This is a genomic window from Levyella massiliensis (assembly GCF_000308275.2).
Classification (GTDB): Bacteria; Bacillota; Clostridia; order Tissierellales; family Peptoniphilaceae; genus Murdochiella; species Murdochiella massiliensis_A.
This window is the reverse complement of record NZ_HG529490.1, coordinates 489,478-505,477: the sequence shown is the minus strand read 5'-3', so window position 1 is coordinate 505,477 and position 16,000 is coordinate 489,478. Positions and strand designations below refer to the sequence as shown.

General features: G+C 45.7%; 10 protein-coding genes, 1 tRNA gene and 1 pseudogene. 2 read left to right on the top strand and 10 right to left on the bottom strand.

What is annotated here, in order from left to right; genetic code table 11:
- Positions 1–2 precede the first annotated feature (2 nt).
- The gene (locus BN98_RS02315; protein ID WP_019189934.1) at positions 3–2,465 is read left to right on the top strand and encodes a transglutaminase TgpA family protein; all 2,463 of its coding nucleotides are present in this window, start codon (positions 3–5) and stop codon (positions 2,463–2,465) included.
- A 164-nt stretch (positions 2,466–2,629) separates the two neighbouring features.
- Here the strand turns inward: BN98_RS02315 and BN98_RS02310 are convergent, their stop codons facing one another.
- The 10 genes and pseudogenes from BN98_RS02310 to BN98_RS02270 form a co-directional block, all read right to left on the bottom strand.
- A complete protein-coding gene (locus tag BN98_RS02310) occupies positions 2,630–6,286 on the bottom strand; it encodes a M14 family metallopeptidase (protein WP_019189935.1) in 3,657 nt (1,218 codons plus the stop codon).
- A gap of 139 nt (positions 6,287–6,425) precedes the next feature.
- Positions 6,426–7,430 (bottom strand): ornithine carbamoyltransferase, encoded by a 1,005-nt coding sequence (argF, locus tag BN98_RS02305; protein WP_019189936.1) that lies wholly within the window; start codon positions 7,428–7,430, stop codon positions 6,426–6,428.
- 80 nt (positions 7,431–7,510) lie between these two features.
- Positions 7,511–9,145 carry an arginine--tRNA ligase gene (argS, locus tag BN98_RS02300; RefSeq protein WP_019189937.1) on the bottom strand — a complete coding sequence of 545 codons (1,635 nt, stop codon included), beginning with the start codon at positions 9,143–9,145 and terminating at the stop codon, positions 7,511–7,513.
- 68 nt (positions 9,146–9,213) lie between these two features.
- Positions 9,214–9,975, bottom strand: coding sequence for a LysR family transcriptional regulator substrate-binding protein (locus tag BN98_RS02295; protein WP_242826671.1), 762 nt, complete (start codon positions 9,973–9,975; stop codon positions 9,214–9,216).
- A gap of 27 nt (positions 9,976–10,002) precedes the next feature.
- A pseudogene (locus BN98_RS08730) lies at positions 10,003–10,143 on the bottom strand (helix-turn-helix domain-containing protein); the annotation flags it as partial.
- A gap of 28 nt (positions 10,144–10,171) precedes the next feature.
- Positions 10,172–11,026 carry a DMT family transporter gene (locus BN98_RS02290; protein WP_019189939.1) on the bottom strand — a complete coding sequence of 285 codons (855 nt, stop codon included), beginning with the start codon at positions 11,024–11,026 and terminating at the stop codon, positions 10,172–10,174.
- Between the two features lie 54 nt (positions 11,027–11,080).
- Positions 11,081–11,911, bottom strand: coding sequence for a carbon-nitrogen hydrolase family protein (locus tag BN98_RS02285; protein WP_019189940.1), 831 nt, complete (start codon positions 11,909–11,911; stop codon positions 11,081–11,083).
- Between the two features lie 25 nt (positions 11,912–11,936).
- Positions 11,937–13,274: a sodium/glutamate symporter gene (locus BN98_RS02280; protein WP_019189941.1), complete on the bottom strand. Its 1,338-nt coding sequence runs from the start codon at positions 13,272–13,274 to the stop codon at positions 11,937–11,939.
- Between the two features lie 45 nt (positions 13,275–13,319).
- Positions 13,320–14,189, bottom strand: coding sequence for an isocitrate lyase/PEP mutase family protein (locus BN98_RS02275; protein ID WP_019189942.1), 870 nt, complete (start codon positions 14,187–14,189; stop codon positions 13,320–13,322).
- A gap of 242 nt (positions 14,190–14,431) precedes the next feature.
- Positions 14,432–14,505: transfer RNA gene (locus BN98_RS02270), tRNA-Arg, on the bottom strand.
- A 135-nt stretch (positions 14,506–14,640) separates the two neighbouring features.
- Between BN98_RS02270 and BN98_RS02265 the strand changes: the two genes are divergently transcribed.
- Entirely contained in the window at positions 14,641–15,984 is a 1,344-nt protein-coding gene (locus BN98_RS02265; RefSeq protein ID WP_019189943.1) for a helix-turn-helix domain-containing protein, read from the top strand.
- Positions 15,985–16,000 lie beyond the last annotated feature (16 nt).

Here is a 16,000-nt window from a genome sequence, read left to right as displayed (position 1 = left end):
ATATGGTACAGGAAAAGGAAAAAGACCTGATACAGATGTTACAGGCGTATCTGACAACAGCCTTGTTTGCGGTCGTCGTCTGCCATTTTACGCTTCTTTTGCTGGAACAGCCCATGCCACCTTTGGTAAGCCTCATATTAACGATGCTGGGATTGGTTGCACTTCTGATTGTTGCGCTGCGTTTTTGGAAGATTACGTTTTCTGTCTTGGGCATAGCCATGCTTATGGTGGGCTTTCAATATGTATTGAAGAGTTCTCTATCGATACCGTTCTTTGGATTAGCCTGGTGGCAATCCCTTTGGAACGCTTTGGCCGATGCCTTCCGCTGGGCTATTACGATCAACAGTCAAAAGGGAGCGCGCCCGGACATCTTTTTACCGGCATTCTATGCGCTTGTCGCATTTTTGTCCGTTTTATCGAACTGGACACTGCCGATTCCCATTCTCAACATGATTTTTTTGATCGCGCCTCTGTTTTATATACCAAAACTCACGCAGGATCCCTTTTGGCTGCTATGGCTGATGGCCGGACTTTTTTGTGTCTATGCTTCCTATGCTTTTCGCCAGGATCCGGACAGACGGGATCAGCGTCCGCCTTTGCTTTTTGGAAGCATAGTATTGGCTTTGACGTTCGCTTTGCAGTTTGTGATTCCTCCGGATTTCTTTTTTAATTCGACACTCTCCGAACAGTTAAATCGGATGATGCCCACGCAAACCGGAACCGAAATTACAAGCTTTTCCTTGGCGGAACTGGGCTTTTATCCGCAGGGAAATCTGCGTGTGGGCGGACCGGTAAAGCTGACCGATACCCCGTATCTGACGGTACGTGCCGAAGCCCCGTCTTTCTATTTGCGAGGCGCTTCTTATGATCATTTTGACGGCAAAAGTTGGTCGCTTTCTGCATCCCAACAGTTGCTGCCCCTGTCATTTTCCGAGCACTATTATGATGAATTTGATACGGATCCGTCCAAAGTGTTTTGGTTCCGCAATGCCGCCGCACGTGATACGGCGATTCAGTCAGGTCTGTATCGTCCTACACTCTATTTTTTGCAGACGGCAAAGCCGACGCGCATTGTGTTCCATGGCGGAAAACCGGCTACGATCGTGCATTTGAATGCGAAGGCACCCGCCGGGGCCAAAACGCAGGATCTGCTGACGCAATACAATGCTAAGACAGCGTTCTTCTACAGTGCGTCCGGTATGGTGGTCAGCGCAACAGCTTATGATGATTACGGGCTTCTAAATCTCGATTTTGTGCCTTTGGTAGCGAATTATTGGCGTCCTCAGGTGCAACAGCTTTTCAGTCCTTCACACGGCAGGGGAGAGCGAAAATATGCCAATCTGGTACGCAAAAAGGATCCGAAACTGGCCGCTTTACTCTATGATGGCAATACAGACGATTTTCCCGCTCTGTTGCAAAAGCTACGGGCTCATTTCGAACAAACATATCAGTATGATTTGAACGTACCGAAAATTCCGGATAAACAAGGTTTTCTTGATAACTTTTTAACAAATAAAAAAGGCTATTGTATCTATTTTGCGACCGCTTACAGCCTTTTGTTACGCGACATTGGTTATAACACGCGTTATGCTGAAGGATTTGTCGTACCACAGGCTTCAGCAGCGCAAGCCGTTAGCGAACGCACAATATCTTCTAAACAAGCGCATGCCTGGACGGAAGTTTATTTAGACAGTATGGGCTGGGTTCCAATTGAAGCAACGCCTTCCTCGCATCTGAGCGCGTTAAGTGGTTTGAATCCGGATATGGCCAAGAAGCCTTTACCGGATTTCGTTCCGCCGACGGACCTGGATGTCACAGACTCCGCTGAAGCATCCTCTGACATCTCCGAAGAAGCATCATCAGACGCATCCGAATCGATTTCATCTTCTTTCAGCAGTGAAAAGGAGGAAGGTCCGGCGTCCGATGAAAATCCTGAAAATTCACAGGGAACGGATGAAAACGAGGCCGTAGAATCGCCGAGAAGCCCCTTGGACTTACAAATAGGTGTCATTGGGTGTCTTATCCTGCTTCTGCTTTCTATGGGCCTTCTGGCGGCGTATATCGCGAATCGGCGTTATCGTGCATGGAAAAATCGCCTCTATGGTGATTTATCCGCTTGGAACAGTGAAAATGACGAAAAGTTCCGCATATTGTGGCAACATTTGCATCGACTAGTAAAGCTGCACGGCCAAGTGTTACAACCGGACGATACGCTGACAGATTTCGTAAAGGCGGTAAAACTTCTCTTAGAAAGAACGGATCCGACTCTGGCACAAACGGCCAATATCGAAGTGACAAAGGCACTGCAGGCGGTGCGTTACGGCGGAGAAATTCCGGATGAAGCGTTACTTAAGGTATTGTTGGGGTGGTATCGCGGGCTCAGTAAAACCTATCGGACGAAAACATCCACACTGCGTTGGTTCTATCAGGATGTCTGGACGGTAAAGGGACAGCCGTGGCAATAAGAATATAAGTATGGCGGGATGTTGGACATGACAGAGTCTAATCTCCCGCCCTTGTTTGTCGCAAAATATTGATTTTGTGACATAAATTAAATCTCGAAAACAGCGTAACAAAAAGGAGCCTCAAATCGAGGCTCCCCTTTCGTTACCGATCCGTTTAGGATCTTTTACTTATTTGTTCGTACGTGCTTCTGTTTCTTATCCATTGATACCATAAGAAACAACCCGCTGCTTAACAGTGCCAGCGCGAACATAGATTCGATACCGACATCCGACGTTTTTGGTGCTGTCTTTTCTTTTTGCGTCTGTGGTTTCTTTACTGCATTTGTTTTTCCGGTCTTCACCGCCGACGTCATTCCTGTTTCGGCCAGTGTCCAGTTTTTATCCAACAGATGCTCGGCATAAATGGAGTTTGCCAGATAGCGATAATCGTCCTGCTGATGTGCCTTATTGGTCAAGGTGTTGGCGAAGAGACGCATCGTTTTGCCGTCCTTATGAATACGTACGGCCTGGATGCTGCCTTTGTACCCATTCATGTATTCCTGCGTCATGAACGCTTCAAGCGGGTCTTGGTCTTTGGCCGTGCGAATTAAAACCGTGCCGCCATCCGGCGTGGTCAGGAAATAATCCCCACCGTAGCCGTACATGATGTGGTCTCCGCTTTCTTCGTATGGTGCCGTCGCTAAATCCTTTACCGGGAATTCTACCTTGGATAAGGCGTCAAATCCGATCCAGTCACCGTCCAGTTTGAATTGCAAATCACTGAGCTTCGTATCCTTTACAAATTGCAAAGCATCCGACGTGTAGCCCACATAGGGCTTGCCGTTAGCAATGGCTTTAGCAACGTCCGCATCGTTATGAGGATACTGGCTACCGACAATGGCACTGGCTTCTTCCGGGCTCTTGGCTAAGGTAAAGCCCATCTGCTTTTGCAGAGCAAAGAAATCCCAATTACCGTTCGTATTCAGGCGATTCTTATAACCCACCATACCAACGGGGTTACCATCTTTGTCTTGAATAGCCTCTTGTGCATAGGCACGTGGTACATAGAGGCTTAAATTCGTTTGAATCAGGCGACCTTCCGGTACCGTCCCCTGCTTTAAAACGTTGAGTACGAAGCGATCCGCGATGCCGACCAGGTTTTTCGACGGTGTAGCAAAATTGCCGCGCATCGGCCCCGCTGTGATGAGGCTTACTTGTGCCTTTTGTTTTAAGAGTGCATTAACGGCCTGAATTGCTTCCAGAGAATTGTTCTTAATGATGCTGACCGGCCCCTTCCCTATTACAACAGAGGTAGGATGCGGCGCTTCTGTGATCGCTTCTAAGGCGCCATCAAAGACGCCGACTTTTCTAAGCGTGTTCATGGTGAACCCGCGGAATGCGGAGAAATTGGTTACCGGTTCCGAGTATAGAGACCCGACGGACCAGTCACGAATGACCATATTGGGATACAGGACCTGGTTTGCCATATTGCGCTTAGCTTGGCGCATATTGATGACAATGGATCCTTGCGGATACACGACACCATCCACTGTCTTAGCCTTGGTTAAACGACTGACTTCGACATCATTGCGCAGCAAGAGAGCAATGGTTTCCTCCGCTGCCTTGCGATTGCGCTGCATCTTCGCATCCATCGGGATGACATAGTATTCCGGGAAGAAGTTCTTGTTCTCATTCTTATTCGGACGGAATACATCCGCCTCTGCCCCCGCCTCATCCTTTTGATTGACATAGTACTTGCGGATGGCTTCCGCATCGATATTTTTAACACCGCGCAGATAGCGCATTACCTGGTTCGTGAACATGCGATCACGATTCTTCACAACGAAATCCGCATTACCGACACATCCGAACTGCAGTGCACGAACGGCATCAGCATTGGCATAGGCAGACTCAACCGTATAGGCGTTCACGCCGTGCATCATGGCATACTGCGGCGTATAACTGGAAGACATATCATCAAACGGATACTCCCAGAATACCGTACCATCGTCTTGTTTCTTCAGATAATCGCGCATCGGAATCTTAGCACTATTCATGGTGCGATTGTTTGCCAGCGATGCCGCCGCAAAGGCTTCCCCTTGCTTCATAGCTGTATCGATAAACAAGTCATACTCGTTATTCGGATCGTGTGTGGGGCTGCACGGTTCAATCTGGTAATACTGATAATAACCGTGGAATTCATGCAGGGAAATCGGGTTCCACTTGCTGATCAGCTGAGACATCGCACGGGTTTCCGGCTGCGTCTGATAGGTATTATCACGGTTCAAATCAAAGCCATTTCCGTTCGTGCGGGAATTGACCGTACGGGCATCCACGTTTTCTGACGGCACTAAAATGAAGAACACATGATCGAGAATGTGACGCGGATCAAAGACGCGGGTTTCACTGTTGTAGTATTTATGGAAATCTTCTTCGCTTAAATCCGCCGAGGCATCAATGCCGCCATCGTAATTGCTGCCGTTGCTGATTCCGCCGTTGCCGCGGATATAGCCGATACCGGTCACTTTATCTTCAATGAGCTTGGACCAGACAGCTTTGTCCTTTTCCATCTCGACGGCCAATTCTTTCTTACCTTCTTCGGTAAGCCCGGTAATGGAGCGATATGATACTTTCTCGTTGCGGCTAAGCATGCGCAAAAATTCCATCACGGCATCCGCGCCGACGATTTCATCCGCGTGAATGTTGGAATACATGACCGGCACCTTATAGCGCAGCGTACCGTCACGCAGTTCCTTTAAGACGCCGGCAGGATCCTTCTGCACGCGCGCCTTCAGAGCCTGATAGTCACTCAAGTCCTTTTCGGATTTCGCGACAAAGACGGTGCGCATGGCTCTGCCTTGTGCCGAACTACCGAATTGTTTAACATCGGCATACAAACCATTTTTACGCGCTTCGGCGACGGCTTCCGGCAATTCCTGATCCACCTCTTTTTGTGAACGATAAGCGTCGTAGGGACGGAACGTAAAGAGATGGGCAGCAACAGCCTTGCCGTTTACAAGCAGCGTCAAGTGATAGGTGCCGTAATAGTCCATCATGGCAGAGCGCACGACGGCGCGATCGCGAATGTCAATCCCATCGAAACCGAAGAGTTTGTTATTACGGAACGTTAATACAACACTCGGCTTTCCGTCCACCATCTGCACTTTTGTTTGAATATCCTTAAATAATGGCTTTGATGGATATTCTTCCTTGATTTGTGCGTGTTTGGTGTGTACCGTACGCCAATCCTGCAAGGGGCCGCCTAGCTTCTGATGCGGGAATAAAGACCAATCATTCGGCGCTTCGGCTTTGGTACGGGATAACGTCCAGGAGAAGTTGGCTTGTTTTAATTCTTCCAAGGTCATATTCTCGAACGATACCACTGCCCGATAGCTGCGTTCTTCGGTCATGGACAGCTGTACACCGCGGTCTGTTTCTTTACCGGCACCTGTGCGCGAAAGCGACATCAAAGGTTTTTTTTCACTTCCCTTCTCTGCGTTTTCCTCTGTCTTTTCGTCGGTTACGGAAGAATTCTCCTTCTTTTCAGCTTTTTCTTCGGAATCCTTTTCCTGAACCTTGTTTTCTAAAAGGATCGGCTTGGATTTAACGGTGGATAGCGCCGATTCGGCGGACTTTTTTGCCGCTTCATTTTTTAAAGGCGATGTATCCGAAGTAGCGGTGGCCTGCGCATCTTCCTTACTCTCCATCTTGTCTACAGGCAGCGATATCACCCAGTTTTCCGTCGGTGATGTATCCTCTTTGGCTGCTGCCGTTTGAGGCAAGAAGCTGAGGCAAAGAGCAAGCCCTATGCCCAGAATCATGCCCTTTTTATTGAGAGCCATATCGTTTCCTTTCTATTTCAATTTGCCCTTCCCCACCTCCATTGGCAGGAAAGCCTTTCTATTCTACGATACCATACTTAAACAAAAAAAACAGCAAAGACAAATTTGTCTTTGCTGTTCTCGTTTAATGCGTGAAAGATTACTTCAACGTTGCGAACATCACCGCTTTGATGGTGTGCATACGGTTCTCTGCCTGATCGAACACCTTGGAGTGTTTGCCCAAGAAGACTTCGTCGTTGACTTCCATGCCGTCCAGGTCGAATTTATCACCGAACTTCTCGTTGACTTCTTCACCGATGGTGGTCTTGAGGTCATGGAAGGAAGGCAGGCAGTGCAGGAAGATGACATCTTCCGAAGCATTGTCGATGACCTTCTGGTTGACTTTGTAGGGATAGAGCTGGTTAATGCGGGATTCCCAAACTTCATCCGGCTCGCCCATGGAGACCCAGATGTCCGTGTAGATAACGTCAGCGTCCTTCGTGCCTTCTTCAACATCATCCGTGAAGCGAATGATGGAACCGGACTCTTCCGCAAATTTCTTTGCTTTATCGATCAGCTCTTGCTTCGGCATGAGTTCTTTCGGGCCGCAACCGGTGTAATTAACACCCAGTTTTGCGCAAGTGATCAACAAAGAGTTAGAGACATTGTTGCGGCAGTCGCCCATGAAGACGAAATTGATGCCCTTCAGGTAACCGAAGTTTTCCTGAATGGTCAGCATATCTGCAATCATCTGTGTCGGGTGGAATTCATCGGTCAGACCGTTCCATACCGGAACGCCGGAATCTTCAGCCAGCGTTTCGACCATTCTCTGATCAAAGCCGCGGTATTCGATACCATCGTAGAAACGTCCCAGAACTTTAGCGGTATCCGAAATGGATTCCTTTTTGCCCATCTGGCTCGAACCCGGATCCAAATAAGTCACGCCCATGCCCAAGTCACGGCCGGCAACTTCGAACGAGCAACGTGTACGTGTGGAGGTTTTTTCGAACAACAGAACGATGTTCTTACCTTCCAGATAGCGATGCGGGGTACGGGTCATCTTTAATTCTTTAAACCGCTGTCCCAAGTCGATCAGATACTGGATTTCCGCCGGCGTATAATCCGACAATGTGAGAAAACTTCTTCCTTGCAGATTGATTGGCATATTTTTACTCCTTTTTCAATCGAAATAGTAATGTACCGACGCCTACAAGCGTTGCCGCTTAAAGCGCCACTCTTTTTATATCACATTTTATCCGGAGCCGATACACCAATCAGGTCTAATGCGTTGTGTAAAACAGTTTTTACGGCCAACACCAGACCAACACGTTCATTCGTGCCTTCCGGATCTGCCTCATCGACGATCTTTGTTTCGCCATAGAAGCTGTGGAATGCGGTTGCTAATTGCATCAAGAAGTTGGTCATCTTATTCGGCTGACGCAATTTTGCAGCTTCTGCCACCAAATCAGGGAATGAATCCAACAGTTTCAGCAGAACGACTTCTTTTTCGCTGGTCAAGTGGGTGTAATTTTCCACTTTTTTGAATTCCGGCGCTTTTTCTAGCAAACCTGCTGCGCGCGCGTGCGCATATTGAATGTAATAGATCGGGTTCTCATTGGAAGCCTTCTTTGCCAGACCGATATCAAAGTCCATCTGTGCTTCTACCGCACGGCTGATAAAGAAGTAACGCGAAGCATCAACGCCGACGTCATCAATCAACTCGCGAATTGTCACCGCATTGCCGGTACGTTTGGACATCTTGACTTCTTGTCCGTTTTCGACAAGGTGCACCATCTGAATAATGTCTACTTCCAAGTCATCGCGCTGGTAGCCGAAAGCCATTAAGGCTGCCTTCATACGATTGATATAGCCGTGGTGATCGGCGCCCCAGAGGTTGACCAACTTGGTATAGCCACGGTCGAATTTATAGAGGTGGTTTGCAATATCCGGCGTCATATAGGTCAAAAGACCATTGGCTTTACGCAAGACGCGGTCTTTGTCATCGCCCCACTTTGTGGTTTTTAGCCAGATCGCACCATCTTGCTCATAAACAATGCCCAGCTCTTTCATTTTGGCAATGGCTTCATCCACTTTACCGGAATCATAGAGCCATTGTTCGCTGATCCAAGAATCGAATTCGCAGCGGAAATCACGCAGAACTTCTTCGATCTTCTTCAGCTCTCTCTTATAGCCTTCCTGCTTAAAGAATTCCGTGCGACCTTCTTCTTTATCCAGCCACACATCGCCAAGGGTCTTGGCTAACTCTTCCCCAATTTGTTTAACATCCTCGGCGTTATAGCCATCTTCCGGAATGGCAACATCACGGCCGAAGTATTGTGCATAACGGGCATATACAGACAACCCTAAGTTTGTCATCTGTGCACCGGCGTCGTTGATATAGTATTCACGCAATACATCATAACCGCTTGCTTTTAACAGACGGCAGATGACATCGCCCCAAACAGCCCCGCGTGCATGACCCAAGTGCAGATCACCAGTCGGGTTGGCGCTGACGTATTCTACCAAAATGGATTGGCGTTTTCCGCTATAATTTTCACCATATTTTTTGCCCTGTGCCAAAACCTTGTTAACAATAGCGGCAAGAGAGGTTTTCTTAATACGGAAATTCAGATAGCCCGGGCCGGCCACTTCCACCGATTCCAGTACATCCGATTTTTCCTTCAAAACCTTCGCAAGCTCTTCGGCGATCTGGCGTGGGGCACGCCTTAATTGTTTGGCCAGCTGCATACAAATTGTTGAAGCATAATCCCCGAAGTCTGTGTTGCGCGGCACTTCGATAGGGATCGTATCCAGCTTCAGCGAATATTGCTCTTGGAGAACATCGCTGATGAGATTGCTCAGTTTTTCTTCATTCGTCATAATTTTCCGCCTTTTCCTTTGCTTTTCTCTTTCCTCGTGAAGAGAATGAAACACTACCACTAACGTACCTATTGTACCACACCCGAACGATGGCTTTTCATTTGCTTCATCGAGAATTTTTCAGCCAACACCAATTTTGCGCGTTGACAGAAACGTTCTACGATACTCTTTTTTGTTCCCTTATGATACACAGCGAGAATAGAGGTCACGTTTTCCAGTTGTCCTGCGGAAAAATACCGTAAATTGGACGAGGGTTGCAAAGACATTAGAGAAGACAATGTTTGAAAAGATATGCCTTTTCCGCTCTCCACTAGGCCTAAAGCCGATGATAAACTCGGTGCTTCAATCAATTCCTTCGGTTTCAGACCATAATAAGAAAAAAATTGATTGGCAAAAAGACGAATGTTTTGCCATGGACGTAATACGATAAAAGGCTCATCCTTTAATTTCGAATAATCGATTTTTTCCGGATTAAAAGGAGAAAATTCCTTGGTTTCATTATCCATGAATCCTTCTTTTTGTCTCGCAACGAGCATAATCGGATCTGCCGCCAATACCATATGTTCCAAATCCGGATCTTCCGGGATCATATTTGTAAGTAGAATATCCGCTTTTCTCTTTTGGATCATTTCGAGACATTCAAAAATCGGTCCCTCAAAAACTTCAAGATTAACCGTTGGATACTGATTGGCAAAGGAAGGGATAACCTTAGGCAAGACGTATACACCCAATAATGGAATAGTGGCGATGGAAAGAACGTCCGTTTCATTCTGTTCGTGGCCGATCAGCTTGCTTTTCATTTCTTTTTCCATGGCTAAAAATTTTTCCATGTAGGATAGGTAAATTTTCCCCTGCTCCGTCAATTTTGTGGGCATAGCATCCCGATCAAAAAGAACAATGCCCAATTCATTTTCAACGCGTTTGATAAATCGACTCAGCGCGGGTTGAGAAATATAAAGTTGTTCTGCCGCACGGGTAAAATTTTGTGATTTTTCCACAGCTTTTACGTACGTATAGTAGCGACGATCAAACACCTGTAGCTACCTCCTTATGTGTGGGATCCGATGTTCGTTTCGACCACACATTCATTGTAATGGAAGTGAGGATGATTGCTGAACCGATTATAGCGCTGACGCCCGGTTTTTCTCCAATGAGCAGCAAAACCCATATCGGCGTTAAAATCGGATCCAGTATCGGGATCAATACCGCTTCAAGCGCACTCAGACCTTTACTTGCATAGGCATACAATGCATAAGATAAAGCAATAAAAATTCCGTTGAGCAGAACAAGCATCCAGTCGATTCCAAACGTAAAGGGTACTTGTACAAGAAAAGGCAAGCCTACTATGGCGGTTAACATGTTGCCCATAAAAACGCAGACAATCGGATCATTGTTTTTCTGTTGACGCAAAAAAAGAGAAATGCCTGCAAAAAATATACCGTTGCCAACTGCAATCAGATTACCCAATGCACTTCCCCCACCGAACTGGTCAAGAAAAAAAAGCACCATCCCTATAATCACGCCAAATAGACAAAGAAGATCCGCACGACTTAACTTTTCGTTCCACCAAAAAAACGAAAAGAGCGCAACATAGATAGGAGCACAATACTGCATCATAATCGCCATTGCAGCGGTCGTCAGCTTATTAGAACCGATAAAACTATAGGTGAAAAGGCAATAACATATGGCATAGCCAAAAACAGCACGGTCCAAATGTATTTTACTTTTTCGTACAATTGGCCAAAGCAATACTCCTGCAAAAGCGCTGCGTCCACAAGCAATCGCCATAGCATTCCACGAGATCGTTTTGACAAACAAACCGGAAAGACTCCAAATGAACGCAACAAGTATAGTTAATAAAACAGATTTTTGGCGTTGCATAATACCCTTTCTAAAAAGGGAAAGGCATAAGCCTTTCCCTTCACGCTTTTTTTCTTAGGCACGCTTCAATGTGTAAATGTCCGGTCGACGATTTTGTAGGCTGAAAAGTTGATTTCGAACTTTGTCCATATAATCAAGATCAATTTCTGCGGTAATCACTCCCGGCTTGTTGGAGGCCCTTGCAATTACATTTCCCCATGGATCCACAATCAACGTATTTCCATAGGCTGCAAATTTCGGTTTCTGACCAATTTGAGCCGGTGCGATGACATAGCAACCATTTTCGATCGCTCTTGTACGCAAAATGCATTCCCAATGATCCTTTCCCGTCGGCATGGTGAAATCAGCAGGCATCATCAGGATCTGCGCCCCCTCAAGAGCCATAATACGATATAACTCGGAAAAACGCATATCGTAGCAAATCGATAAACCTAAAATACCACAATCCTTGGTATCAACGGTAACAATGTGATTACCCGGTGAGATTCGATCAGACTCCCTGTTCTCTACTCCACCAGGGATGACAATATCAAAGGGATGAATCTTATGGTATTTTGCCACAAACTCCCCATCCGGATTAATAATCATAGTTGAGTTATAAGGTCGATCGTCTTCTTTATTGATTTCATAGATGCTTCCGCAATGTAACCAGACGGAAAGTTCTTTTGCTAAAGAAGACATCAACTGAAATGTCCGTCCCCCCGGCACCTCTTCTGCATGTCCGACACTGTCTGGGCCGCAATAATTCATATTTTCCGGCATAGTAATCAGCTTTGCTCCGCGTTTTGCCGCCTCACGAATAAACTTTTCCGCAACGTGCAGATTATCGTCAACATTTTGCTGGGAATCCATTTGAATCGCTGCAGCTATAAAAGTATTTTTCATTAAAATCCTCCTTTTTTATAATCTTTTATGCGTCTTTCTTTTTACGCCCAAACAGCAGATGACCGCCAATGAGGAAAAAGAGGAATAACAACACACTTATAACCGTAGTAATCACCGGTGCAGTAAAAATTGCCAACGATCCCACAACCATATACGGAATTTGCCAAGAATAACCCAATGTACTGGAAGTGGAAATACACGAGGAAGCAGTGGTATCCGAATCGGGATCCATTACCTTAATCAACATCAAGCCAGTGGCCAAAACACCGCATGCCATACCAAATAGACCGACACCAGATTCAAAAGAATCATGTTGCAACCAACGGCGACCAAGTTTGATACAGATTACATAGTTTCCGATGCCCATCGCCAACGATACTACTAGTAACGGTATACCGTATGAAATAAAGATGCGCATGGATGTAGTCGCAATAGCAGCAGTAATCATATACTCCAATGCCGTCCCGGTAATGCGGCTCATTGTTTTGCGATCAATATAATCGTTAAACTTTGTTTTGCTGATGATGCCTCCTATAACCATGCTGGACAGAAGAACAGCGCCAACCAATGGAAAACGCTTCATGATCGGGTGAATTTGAATGAGCAGCTCACGCAGAATGACGCCGACAACAATGACAGCTCCAACAATAGCTAAAGAAAAAGCAAGAGGATCGAGAGACGAAGCATTTGTGACACCATTGCCAAGGGAACGTCGATCCGCCGGTTTTACGTAACCCGTTTTCTGTTCCTCTGGCATATCTTGAAACGACATTTTAACATGAGTGAGGCCCTTTTTGGCACCTAAATTAATTAGAATCATTCCCGCTATGATACCGGTTAGTATCCCAATGGTAGCAAAAGTGACACCTACACCTAAAGCATCATCCCATAGACCTGCTTCTTGAATAATGGTTCCAACGGTTGTTGCATTACCATGCCCGGCATAAAATCCCCAAACTCCCATGTAACCAAATTGATATGGCAAATCCTTCATAAACAAACAGAAAATTGCGGTAATACCCAATCCAAGAAGTAGCTGTGCTTGGTGCGCAGCGCCTGCAAGAAAGGTTGTTGCCATTCCGTCGCGCCCAATTGAATCCAACTGGATACCTAAAAACATTGTCGCGCAAATAAAGACAACTAATGCACCTGCCCACTGTCCAATACCTTTGCTGAAAGGAATGTAGATAGTTGCAACCTCTCCGAGCCAACTTTTACTCAGCAACATTCCTAAAAATCCCGCAATCAAGGACGTCGGGATAAAAAAGCGTTGCAGGAAAGAAATGCGCTTACGCATTTCAAAGCCGATTAATAGCAATACACTTAAATAGGCAAAGTCTTTTAACACTTGCATCATCGTCATAATGTTGTCCTTTCCATTTTCTCTAGAAGCATCGTAATTGCTTAATTATTGATAAAACGGTGCAAACTCCTCAACCAGCGTGAACTGCCCCATCATGGCATGTACTTTTGTCGGCGGATCAGTCATTCGGCTACGTACAGCAAGGGTTGAGCCGGATTGTGCAAGCTCGTTTAAAACTTCAAACATACCTTCCGAAGCTGCCAGCATGGAGGAAATCGGAAACAAACCAATGCTAAAACCTAAAACAGCGACATCCTTTGGCGCAATATTTCCTCCAACATAACCCTTTTCATTTAAGTTGACCATCAAAGGAATCTTTGCTTCCTTTGCAACGCGATGCAGTTCTTCCGTGGACTTAATTCCGTCAACATAGGCATAATCGGCTCCTGCTTCTTTTGCGGAATTGATTCGTGTAATAGATTCCTCAATGCCATAGCCGTATAGGTTCGCACATGTGCGGTAGATTATTACAAATTCTTCGCTCACTGCCGAGCGAATAGCTTTAATCTTTGGAGCGACTAAATTCCAGTCCAATATTTCATCCTTATCCGGACGAAGTGCGGGAAGAACTTTATCGTCAATTTGAAGGCCGGCACATCCGAGCTGTTCATATATTTTTCCAGTGTTGGCAGAATGAATGGCATTGCCAAACCCTGCATCCGCATCAGCGACAAGCGGAATTGTCACAGTGCTTGTAATATGCATAATTGTGTCCGCAAAGTCCGATAAACTTAAAAACCCGATGTCCGGTCTACCGATACGGCTATAAGCTAATGCTCCACCGGAAAGAAAAAGTGCAGGAAATTTCGACTCTTCGGCGATCTTTGCCGACAAGCAATCATAAACACCGGGAAGTGTTAGGAATTCGTTTTCCGACAGCAATTTTCGAAACTTTTTTGCCTGATGATTTACCATAAAGTATTTCTCCTTCTTTGGTTCCTTTAGTTCAATTTAACTTGATTATTTCTAAAGCTCTATTTTCTGTCAATTCGAATCGTGATATCTCATCATAACCAATCGGCTATTGCTATCCGATTTTTCAAAATAAAATGGATGACTGTCAGCTCCTTTTTGAAAGGAAAACGATTTGTCATATAAAGTATGAAACAAATTCTAAACGAATAAAAAAGAGCCGCATACGCGATGCGACTCTATGACGTGCCATTGAGGATTCGAACCCCAGGCCTTCTGGTCCGTAGCCAGACGCTCTATCCAGCTGAGCTAATGGCACTCACTGAATGCATCATAGCATAGAACTTCACGAATAACAAATTTTTTGCCCTTTATCCTTAAAAAAAGTATACTGTGGTTACAAGATTGTACAATAGATCGGCATAAAAATGACCGACCTTAAAGAGGAGAACCTATGAGTATTAGTATGCTGCAGTCAAAATTCACCTCCTTGCTCACCCCGGAACGCGTGGCCAGTTATGATCAAGAGGTATATCAGGAACCGACCATGATGTTGATCCACAGCATGAGCCGTTTTTTATATATTCGAGAAGGCGACGCGACCATCCGTATCAACGGTGAAGAGTACAGGATGACAGAACATTCCATGATTGCCATCCTCCCCTGGGATGTGACGCAAATTGTTGCGGTGCGAAGGCCTGTTACTGCCGAACGCATCATCTATAACTTCAATTTCATGAATCTGTATCTTCGCTCCGATTATAATCCGAATAAACAATTTTTTAAGCTCTGGAAGGTTATGCGTAAGCATCCGGTCATTTCTCTTGGCGTGAATGACGGCAAACGCATTGAAGATATCATTGAACGGTTGCGCAATGAAGTCGGTATCGAAAGTGTATTTTCAGAACGCGCCCATTCTGTTCCTGTCGAAAATTTTACACAAATTTATACCGTCTCTTTGGTGGTGGAACTCTTAGTTTTATATAATCGCGCATTGGAAAAATCTGTTTCCGAAGATGCCGTTGCCCAAAATACCGTAACCTCTGATAAAAGCAAAGACGGTGAAACGGAGGGCTTTTTCATCGGCGATCTTTTAAACTATTTATATAGTCATCTTTCTGAAAAAATCACCCTCAGTCGCCTCAATAAGATCTTCTATGTCAGCCAATCGACCATCGCAAAGCGATTGAAGGAAACTTTGGGCTATACGTTCCAGGAACTCATTACTTCGATGCGCGTTTATAAAGCAATGGATCTCTTGACCTATACCGATTTTAATCTGCAGGAAATTGCACAATTGGTTGGCATGAACGATGCTGCGCATCTGGTGCACTCGTTTAAGAGCATGGAAGATATGACGCCCAATGAATTTCGCACGAATTTCTGTGCCGCCATTGAGAAAAAGACGCACTTAAAAACGTCCGAATCTTCCGTTGCCTTAGAGGTAGTCAATGACATCCTCCGCCACTATGAAGATCCCCTCACCACTCCCCAGTCCATTGCGGAAAAATACCATCTCACACTGGCCGAGTTGAACCGCGTTACCCTCTATTATGTCGAACGTTCCGCCTCAGATTTTATCGCATGGCTTAGGGTGAATAAAGCGTCCGAGCTACTGGTGCGAACGGATATGTCAGTGACAGAAATTGCTATGTCCGTCGGCTTTAAAACCTTAAAGACCTTTTATCGCTATTTCCGTAAGCATTTTTCCGCCTCACCGACAGAACTTAGAGAACGCGTGCATTACCAAAAGGCAGACGGTACCATCGAATATAATGAATTTGCTTCGATTTCTTGATTTTTTTCTCATCAAA

Bases quoted from the DNA above. Each gene is read 5' to 3' on its own strand.
- BN98_RS02315 (WP_019189934.1), top strand. From the start codon at position 3: ATGGTACAGGAAAAGGAAAAAGACCTGATACAGATGTTACAGGCGTAT.
- BN98_RS02310 (WP_019189935.1), bottom strand. From the start codon at position 6,286: ATGGCTCTCAATAAAAAGGGCATGATTCTGGGCATAGGGCTTGCTCTT.
- argF (WP_019189936.1), bottom strand. From the start codon at position 7,430: ATGCCAATCAATCTGCAAGGAAGAAGTTTTCTCACATTGTCGGATTAT.
- argS (WP_019189937.1), bottom strand. From the start codon at position 9,145: ATGACGAATGAAGAAAAACTGAGCAATCTCATCAGCGATGTTCTCCAA.
- BN98_RS02295 (WP_242826671.1), bottom strand. From the start codon at position 9,975: ATGGAAAAATTTTTAGCCATGGAAAAAGAAATGAAAAGCAAGCTGATC.
- BN98_RS02290 (WP_019189939.1), bottom strand. From the start codon at position 11,026: ATGCAACGCCAAAAATCTGTTTTATTAACTATACTTGTTGCGTTCATT.
- BN98_RS02285 (WP_019189940.1), bottom strand. From the start codon at position 11,911: ATGAAAAATACTTTTATAGCTGCAGCGATTCAAATGGATTCCCAGCAA.
- BN98_RS02280 (WP_019189941.1), bottom strand. From the start codon at position 13,274: ATGACGATGATGCAAGTGTTAAAAGACTTTGCCTATTTAAGTGTATTG.
- BN98_RS02275 (WP_019189942.1), bottom strand. From the start codon at position 14,189: ATGGTAAATCATCAGGCAAAAAAGTTTCGAAAATTGCTGTCGGAAAAC.
- BN98_RS02265 (WP_019189943.1), top strand. From the start codon at position 14,641: ATGAGTATTAGTATGCTGCAGTCAAAATTCACCTCCTTGCTCACCCCG.